The following is a 17876-nucleotide window of genomic DNA, read 5'->3' on the forward strand; positions in this document are numbered from 1 at the left end:
CGGCGCGTCCTGACTCGCTTCTCGGCGGGAAACCTGCAAGAATGAACGGTCGAATCGCGTCTGCTCGACCCTCTATCCAGCAGGTCGCGACTCCCTTCGAGCTTCCACCGCGCGTGCCCCCACGCCCGCGGTTCCGGTTCAACCACAACAACACGCAACAGGAGTAATTGTGGCTGTCAAGATCCGTCTCAAGCGCCTCGGCAAGATCCGTGCGCCCTACTACCGCATCGTCGTCGCCGACTCGCGCACCAAGCGCGACGGTCGTGTGATCGAGGAGATCGGTCAGTACCACCCGACCGAGGAGCCCTCGGTCATCAAGATCGAGTCCGAGCGTGCGCTCTACTGGCTCGGCGTCGGCGCGCAGCCGACCGAGCAGGTCGCGGCGCTCCTCAAGCTCACCGGCGACTGGGGCAAGTTCAAGGGCGAGGGCAACACCGAGTCCACCGTCAAGGTCGCCGAGCCGAAGCAGGCCTTCGTCGCGGACACCGCCAAGAAGGCCGTCCTCAAGCCGAAGTCGGAGAAGACGGCCCCCGCCGCCGCTCCGGCCGAGTCGGCCGACGACGCCGCCGAGACGACCGAGGCCTGATTCCTTGCTCGACTCTGCGCTGACGCACCTCGTCAAGGGGATCGTCGATCACCCGGACGACGTCCGCGTCGCCAGTTCCACCTCCGCGCGTGGCGAGGTCCTCGAGGTGCGTGTGCACCCCGAGGACCTCGGTCGCGTGATCGGTCGCGCCGGACGGACCGCGAAGGCGCTCCGCACCCTCGTCTCGGCTCTCGCCGACGGCAAGCGGGTGCGGGTCGACGTGGTCGACACCGATTCCTAGGGAGACGACCCAGCTCCGGGTGGGTCGAATCACGAAGGCGCACGGGCTCAAGGGCGGCATCAAGCTCGAGCTCTACACCGACGACCCGGATCGTCGGTTCACGCCGGGGGCCGAGTTCACGCTCCAGGTCCCCGCGGACTCCCCGTGGTCGGGCAAGACCCTGACCATCGACGAGCTCCGCTGGTACAACGGCCACCCGGTCGCCTTCTTCGAGGGCGTCGCGGACCGCACCGCTGCCGAGTCCCTCGCGCGGGCGATCCTCTGGGTCGAGCAGGACGCCGATGCCGAGACCGGTGAGGACGACGCCTGGTACGACCACCAGCTCGTCGGGCTCCGGGTCCTCCGCGACGGCGTCGAGGTCGGCACCGTCGCACGGGTCGACCACCTGCCGGCGCAGGACCTGCTGGCCGTCGACACCCCTGACCGCGGCGAGGTGCTCGTGCCGTTCGTCTCGGCGATCGTGCCGTCGGTCGACATCGAGGCCGGCACGGTCACGGTCACGCCGCCGACCGGCCTGTTCGAGGACACCTCGCGGCCCGAGACGATCTCCTAGGCCGCCGTGCGCATCGACATCGTCACGATCTTCCCGGAGTTCTTCTCCGTGCTCGACGTCTCCCTGCTCGGGAAGGCCCGCGTCGACGGGCTGCTCGACGTGCACGTGCACGACCTGCGCTCGTGGACGACGGACCGGCACCGGACCGTCGACGACACCCCGTACGGCGGTGGCGCCGGCATGGTGATGAAGCCGGAGCCGTGGGCGCAGGCGCTGGCGTCGGTCCTCCGCGAGGACGGCTCGTCGACCCTGGTCGTCCCGACCCCGGCCGGTCGGCCGTTCACGCAGGCGATCGCGCGGACCCTCGCCGCGGACACCGACCACCTCGTGTTCGCCTGCGGGCGGTACGAGGGCATCGACGCCCGCGTGTTCGAGTGGGCGGCGTCCCGGTGCTCGGTCGTCGAGCTCTCGCTCGGCGACTACGTGCTGAACGGTGGCGAGGTCGCCGCGATGGCGATGATCGAGGCCGTCGGACGACTGGTGCCCGGCGTCGTCGGCAACCCCGAGTCCCTCGTCGAGGAGTCCCACGAGGACGGCCTGCTCGAGTACCCCTCGTACACGAAGCCGGCGGTCTGGCGTGACCTCGAGGTGCCGGACGTGCTGCTCAGCGGGCACCACGCCCGGGTCGCCGCGTGGCGGCACGAGCAGCAGGTGGAGCGGACGCGGCGCGTCCGCCCGGACCTGCTGCCGGACGACTCTGCGCGCTGACTCGACGACGAGGCGGACGGGAGGCGCGGTACCAGCCGGTACCGCGCCTCCCGTCCGTCAGTCGGTGGTGTCGGCGCGCTGGGCGCGACGCAGGGTCAGGACCTCCGGACCGGTGTCGGTGACGGCGACCGTGTGCTCGACGTGCGCGGCTCGCGACCCGTCGACGCTCTTCAGGGTCCAGCCGTCCTCGTCCTGCACCAGCTCGTCGGTGCCCTGCATGAGCCACGGCTCGATCGCGACGACGAGGCCGGGACGGAGCTTCAGGCCACGGCCGGGGCGGCCGTCGTTCGGCACGTGTGGCTCGCCGTGCATCGTGCGCCCGACGCCGTGCCCGCCGAACTGCGTGTTCACCGCGAACCCGGCGTCCTTCGCGACGCGGCCGATGGCGTACGAGACGTCACCGAGCTTGTTGCCCGGGCGGAACTGCTCGATGCCGGCGGCCAGGGCGCGCTCGACCGTGCCGATCAGCCGCTGGTCCTCGTCCCGCGCGGTGCCGACCTGCACGGTCACGGCGGAGTCCGCGACCCAGCCGTCCACGCTCGCGGCGAAGTCGAGGCTGACGAGGTCGCCGTCCACGAGCACGCGGTCGTGGGGGAGTCCGTGTAGTGCGGCGTCGTTGACCGACGTGCAGAGGTTCCGGCCGAAGGGCGAGTTGCCGAAGGACGGGTGGTAGTCGACGTAGCAGCTCACCGCACCCCGGTCGGCGATCAGGCGCGCGGCGACGCGGTCGAGGTCGAGCAGGTTCACGCCCACGTCGACGGTCTCGAGCAGTTCGTCGAGCACGTCGGCGACGAACCGACCGGCGGCGCGCAGGCCCTCCAGTTCGGCGGGGGTGCGGAGTTCGATCATGCCCCCATCCTGCACCGGTTGGCGGGGACCGCCGTCCTGTGGCAAGATGGATCGCTGTGCCCTGGCTGGACTCTGCCACGGGGGAGTCGCCGATTCCGGGTACACCACTTCCTTCCACCACCGATCCGCGGCGACCCGTGCGCGTCCGCAGAGAGTGAACGACCATGCAGCTCCTCGACCACGTCGACGCAGCGTCCCTGCGCACCGACGTCCCGGACTTCCGTCCCGGCGACACCATCAAGGTGCACGTCAACATCATCGAAGGCACGCGCTCGCGTGTCCAGGTCTTCCAGGGCGTCGTCATCGCGCGCCAGGGTCACGGCCTCGGTGAGACCTTCAAGGTCCGCAAGGTGAGCTTCCAGGTCGGCGTCGAGCGCTGGTTCCCGGTGCACTCCCCGATCATCGACCACATCGAGGTCGTCACCCGCGGTGACGTCCGCCGCGCGAAGCTGTACTACCTGCGCGAGCTGCGCGGCAAGGCAGCCCGCCGCAAGATCAAGGAGAAGCGCGACGCCTGATCGCCTTCACAGTGAGCGCCCGCGAGCCGGGTGCCGCTGGACGCCCCTCGCCGATGTACGGTTGTGCATCGACGGGGGGCTTTCCCGTCGTGCGCGCCGTCGGGGCGCGGACGGTCTGCACGCTCGTCGAGCGTGAGTGGGAACCTGCACGCTCCTCGAGCGTGGGTGTGAACGAGAGCTGGGATGACGGACACGACGCAAGGATCGGGGCGCCGCCCGCAGACCGAGAAGAAGGGCAACGGCGTCCTGACGTTCCTGCGGGACCTGGTCATCATCTTCCTCGCCGCGCTGCTCGTCTCGTTCCTCGTGAAGACGTTCCTGATCCGGTCGTTCTACATCCCGTCGGAGTCGATGGAGGACACCCTCCACGTGAACGACCGCGTGATCGTGAACGAACTCGTGCCGGACGTCGTGTCACTCAAGCGCGGCGACGTCGTCGTCTTCAAGGACCCGGGTGGATGGCTCACCGGCTCCGAGGTGCCGAGCGTGGCACCGACGACGCAGCCCGCGAAGGCGATCGACTTCCTGCTCACCCAGGTCGGGCTCGGGACCGGCGACAGCGACGACCACCTCATCAAGCGGGTGATCGGCCTGCCGGGCGACAAGGTGACGTGCTGCAACGACCTCGGCCAGATGTCGGTGAACGGCGTGCCGCTCAAGGAGCCGTACACGCTGTTGCCGAACGGGGCGCCAGCCTCCGCCGACCCGTTCTCGGTCACCGTTCCCGAGGGCACCATCTGGGTGATGGGGGACAACCGGAACAACTCGCGGGACTCCAGGTACAACCGCGACACCCCGTCGAAGGGCTTCGTGCCGCTGTCCGACGTCACCGGTCGCGCCTTCGTCATCTCGTGGCCGATGAGCCGCTGGACCTGGCTCGACGACCACCCCGAGGTCTTCGCGGGCGTGGAGGAGAAGGACGAGTGACCGCCGTCCGGCCGTCGCTCCGTGTCGAGAAGCGGTTGCTCGGCGCCGGTCGTGTGACGGTCATCGGCATGGACGAGGTCGGCCGCGGGGCGATCGCGGGTCCGGTCGCGGTCGGGGTCGCCGCCGTGACGATCGACGTCGGCCGCGTACCCGAGGGGCTCGCCGACTCGAAGCTCCTGTCCGCGACCCGGCGCACCGAGCTGGTGCCCGTGGTGCGACGGTGGGCGCGCACGGCCGTCGGGATGACCGCCGCCGAGGTCGTCGACCAGCAGGGGATCGTCCCGGCGTTGGGTCAGGCCGGCGCGGCAGCCCTCGGCGCATTGGTGCGCGACGGACTGTCGCTCGACGGTGCCGTCGTCGTGCTCGACGGGTCCTCCGACTGGCTCTCCCGCGCGCTGCCGCCGGTCCTCGCCTCCACGGACGGGCCGCTCGAGGTCGTCGTCCGCGTCAAGGCGGACCGCGACTGCGCGTCGGTCGCCGCGGCGTCGGTCGTGGCGAAGGTCGAGCGGGACGCCCTGATGGTGGCCGCCCACGACGACGCCCCGCACTACGCCTGGGCATCGAACAAGGGGTACGGGTCGACGGCCCACTACGACGGAATCCGGGCCGTCGGAGCGCACGCGCTGCACCGGAAGAGCTGGCTGCACCAGGCGTCGGCCGTGGCCCTCGACGGCTTCGACCTGCTCTCCGCCGTCGGCTGAGACCGCGTCGTCCATCGTCGGTCCGGTCGCCGTAGACTGTGCGGGCGATGGATGACGACGAATTCGACGACTACGACCGCGAGGTCGAACTTGCCCTGTACCGCGAGTACCGCGACGTCGTGTCGCAGTTCCGGTACGTGGTCGAGACCGAGCGGCGGTTCTACCTGGCGAACGAGGTCGACCTCGTTCGCCGTGACACCGAGCACGACTTCTACTTCGAACTGACGATGAACGACGTGTGGGTCTGGGACGTCTACCGTTCCGACCGGTTCGTGAAGTCCGTCCGTGTGCTCACCTTCAAGGACGTGAACGTCGAGGAACTCACCTCGCGGGAACTCGAACTCCCGAAGGAACTCGCGCTCGACGAGTGATCTTCGACTTCGTGTCCGGAATTGCGACGCGAGGGCATTCCGGTGACATTCCTGCAATTGTCGCGCTACGGTGGTGGAGATCCCCACCCCTCGACCCAGGAGCACGACATGGCACAGAAGGTCACCGTCCAGCTCGTCGACGACCTCGACGACTCACCCATCACCGCCGGTGAAGGCCGGACCGTCGAATTCGCATTCGACGGTTCCAACTACGAGATCGACCTCTCCGACGACAACGTGGACAAGTTCCGCGAGGCGATCTCCGACTACGTCGCCGCAGCACGCAAGGTCTCCGGCCGTCGTTCCGGTGGGAGCGCTGGTTCCGCGCCGAAGTCCGCCCCGAAGCGCGGCAACTCCGAGGAACTCGCCAAGATCCGCGACTGGGCGAAGGAGAACGGCTACGAGGTCTCGAGCCGCGGCCGTATCTCCACGCAGGTGCAGGAAGCGTACGCAGCCGCACACTGACGCTGTCGTTCCAGGACCCCGGGTGATCGCGCATCACCCGGGGTCCTGTCATTCCTGCACAGCAATTCCATGACATGTGCTTCTCCACAGTCTGCGTTCTCCACCGGCGGTGGAACGCCTCGTTCGGTGATCGTCGTGTGCGGAGGCGACGACATGGAACGACGAACACTCGGCAGGTACGGCGAAGACCGCGCCGTGGAATGGTTGACCGCGCAGGGGTACCGGGTGGTGCAACGCAATTGGCGGTGTGCACGGGGTGAGATCGACGTCGTGGTCCAGCAGGACGACACACTCGTCTTCGTCGAGGTCAAGACGCGGGCCGGTACGACGACCGGTCACCCGCTGGAGGCGATCACGCCCCTGAAGGTCGCCCGGCTGCGTCGGCTGGTGCCGATGTGGTTCGCCGCGCACCCCGGGGTGCACGCACGGGCGATCCGCGTGGACGCGGTCGCGGTGCACGTCGACGGCGACCGGTGCGGGTTCGAGCACGTGGCGGGTGTCCTGTGAGCGGCATCGGTCGGTCCGCCGCGGTCGCGCTGCTCGGGGTGACCGGGCGGCGGATCGAGGTCGAGGCGCACCTCACGAGCCAGCTGCCGGCCTTCAGCATCATCGGCCTGCCGGACACCTCGTTGGGCGAGGCCCGCGAGCGGGTCCGGGCGGCCGCGGCGAACGCCGGAGCCCCGCTGCCCGCACGGCGCATCACGGTCAACCTGACCCCGGCGGCCGTCCCGAAGCGGGGCTCCGGGTTCGACCTCGCGATCGCCATGGCCGTCCTGGCCGGGGCGGACGTCGCGCCACACGTCGACGAGCGGGTGGTGTACATCGGCGAGCTCGGGCTCGACGGGCGGCTCCGTCCCGTCCCGGGGGTGGTCCCGATGCTCCTCACGGCGCGGGACGCCGGGGTCGACCGGGTGGTGCTGCCCACCGGCAACGCCGACGAGGCCCGGTTCGTCCGCGGGGTCGACGTCCATCCCGTCGACTCGCTCCGCGCCGCGGCCATCGACGCCGGGGCGCTGCTGCCACCGGTCGAGGTCGAGCCGGTCCTCGTCCCGCCGGCCCTGCCCGAGCGGTCGCCCGTCGCCGAACTGGCCGACGTCGTCGGGAACCCCGTCGGCGTGCGTGCCCTCGTCACCGCGGCGGCCGGTGGGCACCACGCACTGTTCGTGGGACCGCCCGGAGCGGGGAAGACCATGCTCGCGGAGCGGCTGCCCGGACTGCTGCCGGACCTCGACGACGAGGCCGCGCTCGAGGTCGCGGCGGTGCGTTCGGTCGCCGGGCACGGAGCGGCGTCCTGGACCACCCGCCCGCCGTGGGAGGCCCCGCACCACTCCGCCTCCGCGGTGTCGCTGATCGGTGGCGGGTCCGGCACGGTACGACCGGGTGCGGTGTCCCGTGCGACGCGGGGCGTGCTCTTCCTCGACGAGGCGCCGGAGTTCCCGCGCGCGGTGCTCGACGCACTCCGGCAGCCGCTCGAGTCCGGGCGGATCACCGTGCACCGGGCAGCGGGTGCGGCCGAGTTCCCCGCGCGCTGCCAGGTCGTGCTCGCCGCGAACCCGTGTCCGTGCGGGAACGCCGGGTCGGCGCAGCAGCCGTGCGAGTGCCCGCCGGCGGCCGTGCGGCGGTACCTCGGTCGGATGTCCGGGCCGCTCCTCGACCGGATGGACGTGCGCGTCCGGGTCCCGCGGGTCACCACCGGGCTGATCCGCGGTGCGGACGGCGCCACCCCGACGACCGCCGAGGCCAGGCAGGCCGTCGCGGCCGCCCGGGCCGTGATGCGCGACCGGCTCGCCGGGACGGGCTGGACCCGCAACGCCGAGGTCTCCGGGGCGTGGCTCCGCGGTCCCGGTCGTGCGGTCCCCGGAGCCACCGCGGTCCTCGACCACGCGCTCGACCTGGGGACGCTGACGATGCGGGGGTGGGACCGCGCGATGCGCGTGGCCTGGACCCTCGCGGACCTGCAGGGCGCGGACCGGCCGGACGACCGGCACGTCCGTGACGCCCTCGCGCTCCGGAGTGCGCTGTGAACGGCGGTGTCGACCTGCTCGCGGCCGTCCGCACCCTGCTCGGGCCGGTCGGCGGTGGCCCCGCCGATGCGGTCGACCCGGTCGAGGCCGCCGCGCGGGTGGCGTGGTCGGCCGTGGTCGAGCCCGGGGATGCGGTCGCCGGTGCGCTCGTGCAGGGACTCGGGGCGGAACGTGCCCTGGCGTCCGTCCGGGCGGCGGAGGACGACGGTCCGCTCGCCCTGGTCGAGGAGTGCGCGGACGCCGGGGTCCCCGGCGCAGAGGACCCGGTGGCGTTCCTCGGCACCGTGCGCTCGGCGCTCGAGCGGTGGGGACCGCGGCTGGCCCGCTCCGACGTGTTCGCGGTCGTCGCGGCGGCCGGGAAGAGCAGCGCGCGGTTGCTCGTCCCCGGGTCGGCCGCGTGGCCAACAGGGGTGGACGACCTCGGACCCCACGCCCCGGTCGTCCTCTGGACCCGGTGCGGACGAGCAGCACCGGGACCGGCCCTCGCCGTCGTGGGGTCGCGGGCGAACACCGTGGCGGGCGCCGAGGCGACGGCGGAGATCACCTCGGCGGCGGCCGATGCCGGGTGCACGATCGTCAGCGGCGGCGCCTACGGCATCGACGCCACCGCGCACCGGGTCGCCGTCGCGGCCGGCACCCCGACGACCGCGGTCCTCGCGGGCGGGATCGACCAGCTCTACCCGGCCGGCAACGTCGAGCTGCTGCGGAACGTCGCGCGGCAGGGCGCGCTGCTCGCCGAGTCGCCGCCCGGGACGCGACCGACCCGGTGGCGGTTCCTCGCGCGGAACCGGCTGATCGCCGCGCTGGGGAGCGCGACCGTGGTGGTGGAGGCGGGAGCGCGGTCCGGGGCGCTCAACACCGCACACCACGCCGCGCAGCTGGGCCGCCCGGTCTTCGCGGTGCCCGGGGCGTTCTCCTCGCCGGCGTCGGTGGGGTGTCACCGGTTGGTCGTGGAGGGGCGGGCGCAGCTCGTCGTCCGGCCGCATGACCCCGTCGACGCGGTGGTCGGTCCACGCCGTCCGCGGGGCGGTCGGCACGTGCTCCACCCCGACGAACCGCTCGCGCCGGGGCGGGAGGACCCGGAGGTGCTGCGGGTGCTCGACGCGCTGGGCCGGCGGGCGCTGGGGGAGCAGGAGCTCGCCGTCCGCTCGGGGATGTCCTTCGCCGAGGTCGCGGACGCCCTCGCGCTGGCCGAGCTGCAGGGGCTCGTCGTGCACGGCGTCGGCGGGTGGACCCGATCGTGACGCGGCACGCGCCTACCCTGGGGTCGTGGCGGAGCGGACGGACGGACGGATCGTGGCGGCGGTGGAGTCGTTCCTCGAGCACGTCCGGCACGCCAGGGGGCTCAGCGACCAGACGGTCCGTGCGTACGCGAACGACCTCGACCAGTTCGTCGCCTTCGCTGCGGCGCGGGGGAGCACCGGCCTGCAGGACCTCGGGCTCGAACTGCTGCGCGACTGGCTCTGGGAGGCGGACCAGCGCGGACTCGCCCGGTCCACCATCGCGCGTCGGTCGTCGTCCGTGCGGGCCTTCACGCGGTGGGCGAGCGAGACCGGCGTGCTCGCCACCGACCCCGGGGTGCGGTTGCGCGCGCCGAAGGGCGCCGCGCACCTGCCGCGGGTGGTCTCCTCGGGCCAGGTGCGCACGGTGCTCGACCAGCTCGCGGCCCGTGCGGACACGGACGACGCCGGTGCGCTGCGAGACCTCGCGGTCGTCGAGCTCCTCTACGCGGCCGCCATCCGGGTGAGCGAGCTCGTGGGCATCGACGTCGTCGACCTCGACCGCTCCCGGCTGACGGTGCGGGTCCTCGGGAAGGGCGGCAAGGAGCGCGTGGTGCCGTTCGGGGTGCCCGCCCGCGACGCCCTGGAGGCCTGGCTCGAGCGCGGACGGCCGGTGCTCGGCGGCCGGACGACACCGCCGGAGCCCTCGGCGCTGTTCCTCGGCGACCGGGGGGCGCGCCTCGGGGTGCGGAGCGCGTACCGCATCGTCGCCCGGGCCCTCGAGGGGCTGCCTGGTGCGGGGCCGAGCGGGCCGCACACCTTCCGGCACACGGCTGCGACACACCTGCTCGACGGGGGAGCGGACCTGCGTGCCGTGCAGGAGCTGCTGGGGCACGCGAGCCTCGGGACGACCCAGGTCTACACGCACGTGTCCTCCGCCCGGCTGCGGGAGGTCTACCGCACGGCGCACCCGCGCGCCTGACCGGCCCCGGTCACCCCGGCCACCCCGGTCATCCCTGCCACGCCGACTCCGGCAGCAGCACGGGCCAGTCGGCCGACGGCAGGTAGGGGAGCGGATCGACGTACCGTCCGTCCACGCGCGCACCGAGGTGCAGGCACGGCGCGGTCGCGGGACAGTGCCCGGCGGCGACCGTGCCCACGGTGTCGCCCTGTGCGACCGTCGCGCCGGCGGTGACCGCCGGGTCGACCGAGTCGAGGGTGCTCACCAGGCCGCCGCCGTGGTCGATCGTCACGACCCCTCGCCCCGCCACCGGCCCCGCGAACGTGACCGTGCCGTCCGCCACCGCGACCGCCGTCGTGCCGACCGGCGCGGCGACGTCGATGCCGCGGTGGCCGGCGGCGTACTCGTCCGACGGCTGCTCCCAGCCCCGGACGACCTCGCGCGCTCCGGTCGGCCACACCCACGGCGCGGCAGTCTCGCCGGGCCGGTCGCCGTCCGGGGGCACCGCGGCGGACAGCAGCCGCGGTGCACCGAGGACGATCGACTCCGGCGTGACGACCACGGCGGTCGTGGACCCGGCCGCGACGCCCACGGCAGCGGTGACGACCACCGCAACGACCGCCGCGACGACCACCGTGACGACCGTCCGTGGTCCGGTCCGTGTACCTCGCGTGCGCATGACCCGAGCCTCGCGGACCGGGACCACCTCGGACACGACCACGGCGTGCGCTGTGGACGGCAGGCCGCCCCACCCACCCCGTGCAGGAACGCCGCGCCCCAGCGACGGAGCCGCGCCCGGCCCGCACGACACCTCCGCTGCGACACTTCCGCCACGACACCTCATCCGCGACACCGCACGCGTCGATCGACACGTGGAACGTCGCAGAACGCGTGCGGGCCCAGGCACTCCCCGATCCCGGCCCCGGCGCGCCCACCGCACCCCGATGTGCCCCGGCGGCCACCAGCGAGTACAGTCGGGCGCGCTCCGGAACCACGCAACGCCGCTCGGACGGCGAACAAGCCGACCGCCGGGGCACCGTGCGCCACCCAGCACGGCGGCAGGAACCTGGAGCACCGTGTCGAACACGTCCACCCAGCACGGCGAGGACCGTGCGTTCAAGGGGAAGGTCACCCTGTTCGCCATCGCGGCGGCAGTCGGTGGGTTCCTCTTCGGATTCGACTCCTCCGTCATCAACGGAGCCGTCGACGCGATCAAGGGCGAGTTCGGCCTGTCCGACGCCGCCAGCGGCTTCGCGGTCGCGTCCGCGCTCATCGGCTGTGCCTTCGGCGCCTACTTCGCCGGCCGCCTGGCCGACCGCTGGGGTCGCACCCGCGTGATGTTCTGGGCAGCCGTGCTGTTCTTCGTCAGCTCGATCGGCTCGGCGTTCGCGTTCGCGACCTGGGACCTCGTGATCTGGCGCCTGGTCGGCGGTCTCGGCATCGGCACCGCGTCGGTCATCGCCCCCGCGTACATCTCCGAGGTGTCCCCGAAGGCCATCCGCGGCCGTCTGGCGTCGTTCCAGCAGCTCGCGATCACGCTCGGCATCTTCGCCGCCCTGCTGTCCGACCAGCTCTTCGCGGTCACGGCCGGCGGAGCCTCGGAGCAGGTCCTCGGCCTCGCGGCCTGGCGCTGGATGTTCCTCGTCGGCGTCGTCCCGTCGGTCGTCTACGGCGTGCTCGCCATCACCCTGCCGGAGTCGCCGCGCTTCCTGCTCGCCAAGGGCCGGAAGGACGACGCCCGCGACGTCATGGGCAAGATCGTGCCGCGTGACACGGTGAACACGAGCCTCGAGGAGATCCAGGACGGCATCGAGAAGGAGGCCACCGAGAAGAAGGGCTCGATCCGGGGCAACCGCTTCGGGCTCCAGCCGATCGTCTGGGTCGGCATCATCCTCGCCGTCCTGCAGCAGTTCGTCGGGATCAACGTCATCTTCTACTACTCGACCACGCTCTGGCAGGCGGTCGGGTTCAAGGAGGAGCAGTCCTTCCTCATCTCGACGATCACCTCGGTGGTCAACGTCGCCGTGACCTTCATCGCGATCTTCACGGTGGACAAGCTCGGCCGGAAGCCGCTGCTCGTCGCCGGGTCGTCGGGCATGTTCGTGTCGCTGACGATGGTCGCGATCGCGTTCTCGCAGGCGTCGATCGTCGACGGTGAGCCGCAGCTCCCCGGCGCGTGGGGCGTCATCGCGCTGATCTTCGCGAACCTGTTCGTCGTGTCGTTCGGCGCCACGTGGGGCCCGCTCATGTGGGTGCTCCTCGGCGAGATGTTCCCGAACCGCATCCGTGCGACCGCGCTCGGCATCGGCTCGGCCGCCAACTGGGTCGCGAACTTCGTCGTCACGATCTCGTTCCCGGTGCTGTCCGGCTTCAACCTGACGGTCACCTACGGCATCTACGCCCTGTTCGCCCTGCTCTCCCTCTTCTTCGTCATCGCGAAGATCCCGGAGACGAAGGGCCGCTCGCTCGAGGAGATGGGCATCACGGCGGAGGGCGAGACGGTCTCCGCGAAGTAGCGGGGACCGAGCGTCACCACCTGACGGGAGGCGCGGTGCGGGTCGGACCTGCACCGCGCCTCCCGTCTGTTAGCATTGCCACCGCAGCGCGCTCCAGCGCGCTGACTTCGCGCGTCCACTCGCGTTCCCACCGGCCACCGGTCCTGCTCCCACGAGCGGGCGGCCGTGCGGACAGGACGCCAGGGGTCGCGACCACCGGGTCGCGACCGACACAACCGCAACCGTGCGCACGGCCTGACAGCCGCGCGCCGAGAAACGAGGAGGCACGGCATGGCCGTCGTCACCATCCGCCAGCTGCTCGACAGCGGCGTCCACTTCGGACACCAGACCCGTCGGTGGAACCCGAAGGTGAAGCGCTTCATCCTGGCCGAGCGCTCGGGCATCCACATCATCGACCTGCAGCAGTCGCTGGCCTACATCGACCGCGCGTACGACTTCGTCAAGGAGACGGTCGCGCACGGTGGCACGATCCTCTTCGTGGGCACCAAGAAGCAGGCGCAGGGCTCCATCGCCGAGCAGGCGACCCGCGTCGGCCAGCCGTACGTCAACCAGCGTTGGCTCGGCGGTCTGCTCACGAACTTCCAGACGGTCTCCAAGCGCCTCGCGCGCATGAAGGAGCTCGAGGAGATCGACTTCGACGACACGACGAAGGGCTTCACCAAGAAGGAGCTCCTCATCAAGAAGCGCGAGCTGGACAAGCTCCACAAGACCCTCGGTGGTATCCGCAACCTCACGCGGACCCCGAGCGCGCTCTGGATCGTCGACACGAAGAAGGAGCACCTCGCCGTCGACGAGGCGCAGAAGCTCGGGATCCCGGTCATCGGCATCCTCGACACCAACTGCGACCCCGACGAGATCACCTACCCGATCCCGGGCAACGACGACGCCATCCGCTCCGTCGGTCTCCTCACCCGCATCGTCGCCGACGCGGCGGCCGAGGGCCTGAAGACCCGCCACAACGGTGGCGACGAGGAAGAGGCCGAGCCGCTGGCCGAGTGGGAGCAGGAGCTCCTCGCCGGCCAGACGCAGGGCGAGGGCGCGACAGTCCAGGAGAACGACGCCGACGCGCAGGTCGCCGACAAGGAGATCGGCGAGCCGATCGCCGACGCCGACAAGAACGCGGAGCCGACGGCCGAGGCCGCCGCCGCCGCAGAGGCCACCCCGGCCGAGTGACCACCGGGGGCGCCGGGCCGGACGGCTCGGCGCCCCTTCCTTCTCTCTCGAACACACACAGTCCAGAAAGGACTCCAGTCAATGGCCAACTACAGCCTTGCTGACGTGAAGAAGCTCCGTGAGGACCTCGGGGCCGGCATGATGGACGCCAAGAACGCCCTCGTCGAGGCCGACGGCGACTACGACAAGGCCGTCGAGCTCCTCCGCATCAAGGGCGCGAAGGCCGTCGCCAAGCGCGACGACCGTGCGACCTCCGAGGGTGTCGTCGTCGCGTCGACCGAGGGCGGCGCCACGACCGTCGTCGAGCTCGCCAGCGAGACCGACTTCGTCGCGAAGAACGAGAAGTTCACCACCCTCGCCGACAAGGTCGTCGCCGCGGTCGCCGCCGCCGGTGCGTCCGACGTCGAGGCCGGCAACGCCGCGCCGCTCGACGGCAAGACGGTCGCCGAGGTCATCGACGAGGCCGCCGCCGCGCTCGGCGAGAAGCTCGCGCTCCGCACGGTCACCCGTGTCGAGGGCGACGCCTTCGAGGTCTACCTGCACAAGACCAGCCAGGACCTGCCGCCGCAGATCGCCGTCGTCATCGCCTACTCGGGCTCGGACGCCGCCGAGGCGCGCTCCATCGCGCAGCACGTCGCGTTCGCCAACCCGACGTACCTCACGCGCGACGAGATCCCGGCCGAGGCGATCGAGAAGGAGCGCGCGACCGTCGAGGCAATCACGCGCGAGGAGGGCAAGCCGGAGGCCGCCCTCCCGAAGATCGTCGAGGGTCGCCTCAACGCCTACCGCAAGCAGGTCGCGCTCCTCGAGCAGGACTACGCGAAGGACAACAAGCTGTCCGTCGCGAAGGCCGCCGAGAACGCCGGCATCACGATCCAGGGCTTCGCCCGCGTCAAGGTCGGCGCGTAACGAACCCGTGACGGGGCTCGGAACCACATCGGTTCCGGGCCCCGTTTTCTACGCGCTGCGACACGCGCGGACCCGGCCGGGAGGCACGACCTCCTCCGCCGGACCGGCTGCGGCCGGGTAGATTCCCACGAGACATTCGACGAAGGGTGCGCCACATGACGAACGAGAAGACCGGACGCCGCCGGGTCCTGCTGAAGCTGTCGGGGGAGGCGTTCGGAGCCGGGTCCCTCGGGGTGAACCCGGACGTCATCAGCACCATCGCCAAGGAGATCGCCGCGGCCGCGCAGGACGTCGAGGTCGCGATCGTGGTCGGCGGGGGCAACTTCTTCCGCGGCGCCGAGCTGTCGCAGCGAGGCATGGACCGCGGTCGTGCCGACTACATGGGCATGCTCGGCACCGTGATGAACGCGCTCGCGCTCCAGGACTTCCTCGAGCAGGCCGGTGCCGCCACGCGCGTGCAGTCCGCGATCAGCATGACCCAGGTCGCGGAGCCGTACATCCCGCGTCGCGCCGAGCGCCACCTGGAGAAGGGCCGCATCGTCATCTTCGGTGCCGGCGCGGGCCTGCCCTACTTCTCGACCGACACCGTCGCGGCGCAGCGTGCGCTCGAGATCGACGCGCACGAGGTCCTCGTCGCGAAGAACGGCGTCGACGGGGTGTACACCGCCGACCCGAAGAAGGACGCCACCGCCGAGAAGCTCCACCACGTGACCTACCAGGACGCGCTGCTGCAGGGCCTCAAGGTCGTCGACGCGACGGCGTTCTCGCTCTGCATGGACAACGGCATGCCGATGCACGTCTTCGGCATGGAGGGCGAGGGCAACGTGGCCGCCGCGATCCGTGGGGAGCGCATCGGCACGGTCGTCAGCAACTGAGCCGCACGCTGACTAGACTCGACGCAGTACCGAAGGAGAACCACCGTGATCAGTGATGTCCTGACCGAAGCCACCGAGAAGATGGCGAAGGCCGTCGACGTCGCCAAGGACGACTTCGCGACCGTCCGTACCGGACGCATCAACGCCGCCCTCTTCCAGAAGATCCCGGTCGACTACTACGGCACGCCGACGCCGCTCGCGCAGCTGGCGTCGCTCCAGACGCCCGAGGCACGCACGCTCATCGTCACGCCGTACGACAAGTCGGCCCTCAAGGAGATCGAGCGCGCGATCGCGACGTTCCCGAACCTCGGCGCCAGCCCGTCGAACGACGGCGAGATCGTCCGCGTGACGATCCCGGAGCTCACGCAGGACCGCCGCAAGGAGTTCGTGAAGCTCGTGCGCGGCAAGGGCGAGGACCACAAGGTCGTCATCCGCAACATCCGCCGCAAGGCCAAGGACGACCTCGACGCGCTGAAGGGCGAGATCTCGGACGACGAGATCAGCCGTGGCGACAAGGACCTCGAGAGCCTGACGAAGAAGCACGTCGACCAGATCGACGACGCGCTGAAGAAGAAGGAAGCCGAACTCCTCGAGGTCTGATGCGTCTCCCCGAGCCGGGCGGTGACCGCCCCACCCCACCGCGCCCGTCCGCGTCCGAGTCGACCGCGAAGAAGGGGCTCCGCCAGGACTTCGACGCCCGTGCCCGTGCGGCACGCGCCGACTTCGAGGCGCAGCTCCGGCAGCGGAAGGCCGACCTCGGTGCGCGCAACGAGGCCCTGACGGCGCGGACCGGCCGGAACCTGCCCGCGGCGATCGGGATCGCCCTGGCGTTCGCGGTCGTCATGCTGGGGTCGCTCCTGCTGTGGACGCCGTCGTTCATGGTCGTCGCCGCGTTCCTGCTCGGCGTGGCCGTCTACGAGCTCACGAGCGCCATGCGCTTCGCGGGTCGAGACGTCCCGCGCATCCCGAGCGTCGCGGTGAGCGTCGCGATCGTGCCCGCCGCCTTCCTGGGCGGGCAGGTCGCGGCGCTGTTCACGCTGCTCGGCGGCATCGTCCTCGTGTCGCTCTGGCGACTGGTCGAGGTAGCCGTCGCCCGCGACAAGCCACCGGCCGGGCACGTCGTCCGCGACCTGACGAACGGCCTGTTCGCCCAGGCGTACGTGAGCCTGCTCGGTGCCTGCGTGGTCCTGCTGTCGGCGCAGCCGAGCGGCCCGCTCTGGGTGATCGCGTTCATCCTCGTGGTCGTGGCGGTCGACACCGGTGCCTACGCGACGGGGCTGAACCTGGGCAAGCACCCCATGGCACCGCGGATCAGCCCGAAGAAGACGTGGGAGGGCTTCGCCGGCTCGGTCGCCGCGAGCATCCTCGTCGGCATCCTCGTCACCTGGCTCATGCTCGGCCTGCCCTGGTGGACCGGCATCGTCCTCGGCGTGCTGATCTCGGGCTCCGCGACGCTCGGCGACCTGACCGAGTCGATGATCAAGCGCGACCTCGGGATCAAGGACATCTCGTCGTTCCTGCCCGGTCACGGCGGGTTGCTCGACCGGATCGACAGCATCCTGCCGTCGGCGGCCGTCGGCTACGTGATGTACCTCGTCATCGTCCACTGACGGATCCCTCGAGCGCCCCTCCGCGGCCTGTGCGGCGAGTTCGCGCGTCCAGGTGGCGCCAGGCTCCGGTGCTGGCAGAATGTCGCCGTGGCCACCACCTTCCCCACCGCAGACCGCCGAGCACTCGGGTACGACGTCGACGAGGTCGACCGGTTCCTCGAGGACGCCCGCCGTGCGTACACCGCGGCGGACACGGCGCCCGGCATCGAGGCCGCGAAGATCCGCGCCACGGCCTTCTCGATGCGCAAGGGCGGGTACTCCACGGCGCACGTCGACGCCGCGCTCGAACGGCTCGAGGACGCCTTCGCCGCCCGGGAGCGTGAGCGCGAGGTCGCGGAGGTCGGGCAGAAGGCCTGGTACGCCGAGGCCCGCGGCAAGGCCTCGGACGTCGTCGCGCGCCTCGAGCGCCCCACCGGGCAGCGCTTCGCCCGGACGAGCTTCCTCGGCACCGGGTACCACCCGAAGGACGTGGACGCGTTCGCCGAGCGGCTGGCCGGCTACTTCCGCGACGGCAAGCCGCTGAGCCTGACCGAGGTCCGGTCGGTCGTCTTCCGGCCGAAGCACGGCGGCTACCGCGAAGCGCAGGTCGACGCACTGCTCGATGCGGTCGTCGAGGTCATGCTCGCGGTCCGCTGACGACGCGCGGGGGACCGGTGCTTCCCTCCCCGT

Annotated in this window: 22 protein-coding genes; 20 read left to right on the plus strand and 2 right to left on the minus strand. The window is 71.4% G+C overall.

Going from position 1 to position 17876, the window contains the following annotated elements:
- Positions 1 to 169 precede the first annotated feature (169 nt).
- Genes rpsP through trmD form a run of 4 tightly spaced genes read left to right on the plus strand, consistent with a single transcriptional unit; the run spans position 170 to position 2088 of the window.
- On the plus strand, positions 170 to 586 hold the full coding sequence (rpsP, locus tag Cus16_RS00270; protein ID WP_066654835.1) for a 30S ribosomal protein S16: 417 nt from the start codon (positions 170 to 172) through the stop codon (positions 584 to 586).
- A 4-nt stretch (positions 587 to 590) separates the two neighbouring features.
- Positions 591 to 827, plus strand: a complete 237-nt coding sequence (locus Cus16_RS00275) for an RNA-binding protein (RefSeq protein WP_058730104.1) — start codon at positions 591 to 593, stop codon at positions 825 to 827.
- Between the two features lie 19 nt (positions 828 to 846).
- Positions 847 to 1380: a ribosome maturation factor RimM gene (gene rimM, locus Cus16_RS00280; RefSeq protein WP_083263576.1), complete on the plus strand. Its 534-nt coding sequence runs from the start codon at positions 847 to 849 to the stop codon at positions 1378 to 1380.
- Positions 1381 to 1386: 6 nt separating this feature from the next.
- On the plus strand, positions 1387 to 2088 hold the full coding sequence (gene trmD / locus Cus16_RS00285) for a tRNA (guanosine(37)-N1)-methyltransferase TrmD (RefSeq protein WP_069710676.1): 702 nt from the start codon (positions 1387 to 1389) through the stop codon (positions 2086 to 2088).
- A 57-nt stretch (positions 2089 to 2145) separates the two neighbouring features.
- On the opposite strand, the gene map is transcribed toward trmD, so the two are convergent.
- On the minus strand, positions 2146 to 2937 hold the full coding sequence (gene map / locus Cus16_RS00290) for a type I methionyl aminopeptidase (RefSeq protein WP_069710677.1): 792 nt from the start codon (positions 2935 to 2937) through the stop codon (positions 2146 to 2148).
- 164 nt (positions 2938 to 3101) lie between these two features.
- Between map and rplS the strand changes: the two genes are divergently transcribed.
- The 9 genes from rplS to Cus16_RS00335 all read left to right on the plus strand — a co-directional run bounded on the left by rplS (position 3102) and on the right by Cus16_RS00335 (position 10145).
- Complete coding sequence (rplS, locus tag Cus16_RS00295; protein WP_058730094.1) at positions 3102 to 3455, plus strand: 50S ribosomal protein L19; 354 nt, start codon at positions 3102 to 3104, stop codon at positions 3453 to 3455.
- Positions 3456 to 3638: 183 nt separating this feature from the next.
- Positions 3639 to 4382, plus strand: coding sequence for a signal peptidase I (gene lepB / locus Cus16_RS00300; RefSeq protein ID WP_069710678.1), 744 nt, complete (start codon positions 3639 to 3641; stop codon positions 4380 to 4382).
- Positions 4379 to 5083: a ribonuclease HII gene (locus tag Cus16_RS00305; protein ID WP_069710679.1), complete on the plus strand. Its 705-nt coding sequence runs from the start codon at positions 4379 to 4381 to the stop codon at positions 5081 to 5083. The genes lepB and Cus16_RS00305 overlap by 4 nt, the downstream gene beginning before the upstream one ends.
- 47 nt (positions 5084 to 5130) lie before the next feature.
- Positions 5131 to 5454 carry a DUF2469 family protein gene (locus Cus16_RS00310; protein WP_058730091.1) on the plus strand — a complete coding sequence of 108 codons (324 nt, stop codon included), beginning with the start codon at positions 5131 to 5133 and terminating at the stop codon, positions 5452 to 5454.
- Between the two features lie 108 nt (positions 5455 to 5562).
- Positions 5563 to 5919 carry a histone-like nucleoid-structuring protein Lsr2 gene (locus Cus16_RS00315; protein WP_069710680.1) on the plus strand — a complete coding sequence of 119 codons (357 nt, stop codon included), beginning with the start codon at positions 5563 to 5565 and terminating at the stop codon, positions 5917 to 5919.
- A 153-nt stretch (positions 5920 to 6072) separates the two neighbouring features.
- Complete coding sequence (locus tag Cus16_RS00320; RefSeq protein WP_069711323.1) at positions 6073 to 6426, plus strand: YraN family protein; 354 nt, start codon at positions 6073 to 6075, stop codon at positions 6424 to 6426.
- Entirely contained in the window at positions 6423 to 7943 is a 1521-nt protein-coding gene (locus Cus16_RS00325; protein WP_083263577.1) for a YifB family Mg chelatase-like AAA ATPase, read from the plus strand. The genes Cus16_RS00320 and Cus16_RS00325 overlap by 4 nt, the downstream gene beginning before the upstream one ends.
- Positions 7940 to 9187 carry a DNA-processing protein DprA gene (gene dprA / locus Cus16_RS00330; RefSeq protein ID WP_223246466.1) on the plus strand — a complete coding sequence of 416 codons (1248 nt, stop codon included), beginning with the start codon at positions 7940 to 7942 and terminating at the stop codon, positions 9185 to 9187. Before Cus16_RS00325 ends, dprA begins: the two co-directional genes overlap by 4 nt.
- A 25-nt stretch (positions 9188 to 9212) precedes the next feature.
- Positions 9213 to 10145, plus strand: coding sequence for a tyrosine recombinase XerC (locus Cus16_RS00335; RefSeq protein ID WP_083263578.1), 933 nt, complete (start codon positions 9213 to 9215; stop codon positions 10143 to 10145).
- A gap of 28 nt (positions 10146 to 10173) precedes the next feature.
- On the opposite strand, the gene Cus16_RS00340 is transcribed toward Cus16_RS00335, so the two are convergent.
- Positions 10174 to 10803 (minus strand): murein hydrolase activator EnvC family protein, encoded by a 630-nt coding sequence (locus tag Cus16_RS00340; protein WP_083263672.1) that lies wholly within the window; start codon positions 10801 to 10803, stop codon positions 10174 to 10176.
- A gap of 397 nt (positions 10804 to 11200) precedes the next feature.
- Here Cus16_RS00340 and Cus16_RS00345 point away from each other — a divergent pair, with 397 nt between their 5' ends.
- The 7 genes from Cus16_RS00345 (at position 11201) to Cus16_RS00375 (ending at position 17843) form a co-directional block, all read left to right on the plus strand.
- Positions 11201 to 12640 carry a sugar porter family MFS transporter gene (locus tag Cus16_RS00345; protein ID WP_069710681.1) on the plus strand — a complete coding sequence of 480 codons (1440 nt, stop codon included), beginning with the start codon at positions 11201 to 11203 and terminating at the stop codon, positions 12638 to 12640.
- Between the two features lie 270 nt (positions 12641 to 12910).
- A complete protein-coding gene (gene rpsB, locus Cus16_RS00350) occupies positions 12911 to 13813 on the plus strand; it encodes a 30S ribosomal protein S2 (protein WP_069710682.1) in 903 nt (300 codons plus the stop codon).
- Positions 13814 to 13894: 81 nt separating this feature from the next.
- Positions 13895 to 14722, plus strand: coding sequence for a translation elongation factor Ts (gene tsf, locus Cus16_RS00355; RefSeq protein ID WP_069710683.1), 828 nt, complete (start codon positions 13895 to 13897; stop codon positions 14720 to 14722).
- A gap of 155 nt (positions 14723 to 14877) precedes the next feature.
- Positions 14878 to 15597 (plus strand): UMP kinase, encoded by a 720-nt coding sequence (pyrH, locus tag Cus16_RS00360; RefSeq protein ID WP_058742043.1) that lies wholly within the window; start codon positions 14878 to 14880, stop codon positions 15595 to 15597.
- A gap of 45 nt (positions 15598 to 15642) precedes the next feature.
- Positions 15643 to 16197 (plus strand): ribosome recycling factor, encoded by a 555-nt coding sequence (gene frr, locus Cus16_RS00365; RefSeq protein ID WP_069710684.1) that lies wholly within the window; start codon positions 15643 to 15645, stop codon positions 16195 to 16197.
- Positions 16197 to 17207, plus strand: a complete 1011-nt coding sequence (locus tag Cus16_RS00370) for a phosphatidate cytidylyltransferase (protein WP_069710685.1) — start codon at positions 16197 to 16199, stop codon at positions 17205 to 17207. The genes frr and Cus16_RS00370 overlap by 1 nt, the downstream gene beginning before the upstream one ends.
- 87 nt (positions 17208 to 17294) lie before the next feature.
- Entirely contained in the window at positions 17295 to 17843 is a 549-nt protein-coding gene (locus Cus16_RS00375; protein WP_069710686.1) for a DivIVA domain-containing protein, read from the plus strand.
- The last annotated feature ends 33 nt before the right edge of the window (positions 17844 to 17876 follow it).

Origin of the sequence: Curtobacterium sp. ER1/6, from assembly GCF_001742745.1 — a bacterium.
GTDB lineage: Bacteria > Actinomycetota > Actinomycetes > Actinomycetales > Microbacteriaceae > Curtobacterium > Curtobacterium citri.

Excerpts from the sequence above, each read along its gene's own strand:
- tsf (WP_069710683.1), top strand. The coding sequence starts at position 13,895 with ATGGCCAACTACAGCCTTGCTGACGTGAAGAAGCTCCGTGAGGACCTC.
- rplS (WP_058730094.1), top strand. The coding sequence starts at position 3,102 with ATGCAGCTCCTCGACCACGTCGACGCAGCGTCCCTGCGCACCGACGTC.
- Cus16_RS00310 (WP_058730091.1), top strand. The coding sequence starts at position 5,131 with ATGGATGACGACGAATTCGACGACTACGACCGCGAGGTCGAACTTGCC.
- Cus16_RS00370 (WP_069710685.1), top strand. The coding sequence starts at position 16,197 with ATGCGTCTCCCCGAGCCGGGCGGTGACCGCCCCACCCCACCGCGCCCG.
- map (WP_069710677.1), bottom strand. The coding sequence starts at position 2,937 with ATGATCGAACTCCGCACCCCCGCCGAACTGGAGGGCCTGCGCGCCGCC.
- Cus16_RS00320 (WP_069711323.1), top strand. The coding sequence starts at position 6,073 with ATGGAACGACGAACACTCGGCAGGTACGGCGAAGACCGCGCCGTGGAA.
- rpsB (WP_069710682.1), top strand. The coding sequence starts at position 12,911 with ATGGCCGTCGTCACCATCCGCCAGCTGCTCGACAGCGGCGTCCACTTC.
- pyrH (WP_058742043.1), top strand. The coding sequence starts at position 14,878 with ATGACGAACGAGAAGACCGGACGCCGCCGGGTCCTGCTGAAGCTGTCG.
- Cus16_RS00340 (WP_083263672.1), bottom strand. The coding sequence starts at position 10,803 with ATGCGCACGCGAGGTACACGGACCGGACCACGGACGGTCGTCACGGTG.
- Cus16_RS00315 (WP_069710680.1), top strand. The coding sequence starts at position 5,563 with ATGGCACAGAAGGTCACCGTCCAGCTCGTCGACGACCTCGACGACTCA.
- lepB (WP_069710678.1), top strand. The coding sequence starts at position 3,639 with ATGACGGACACGACGCAAGGATCGGGGCGCCGCCCGCAGACCGAGAAG.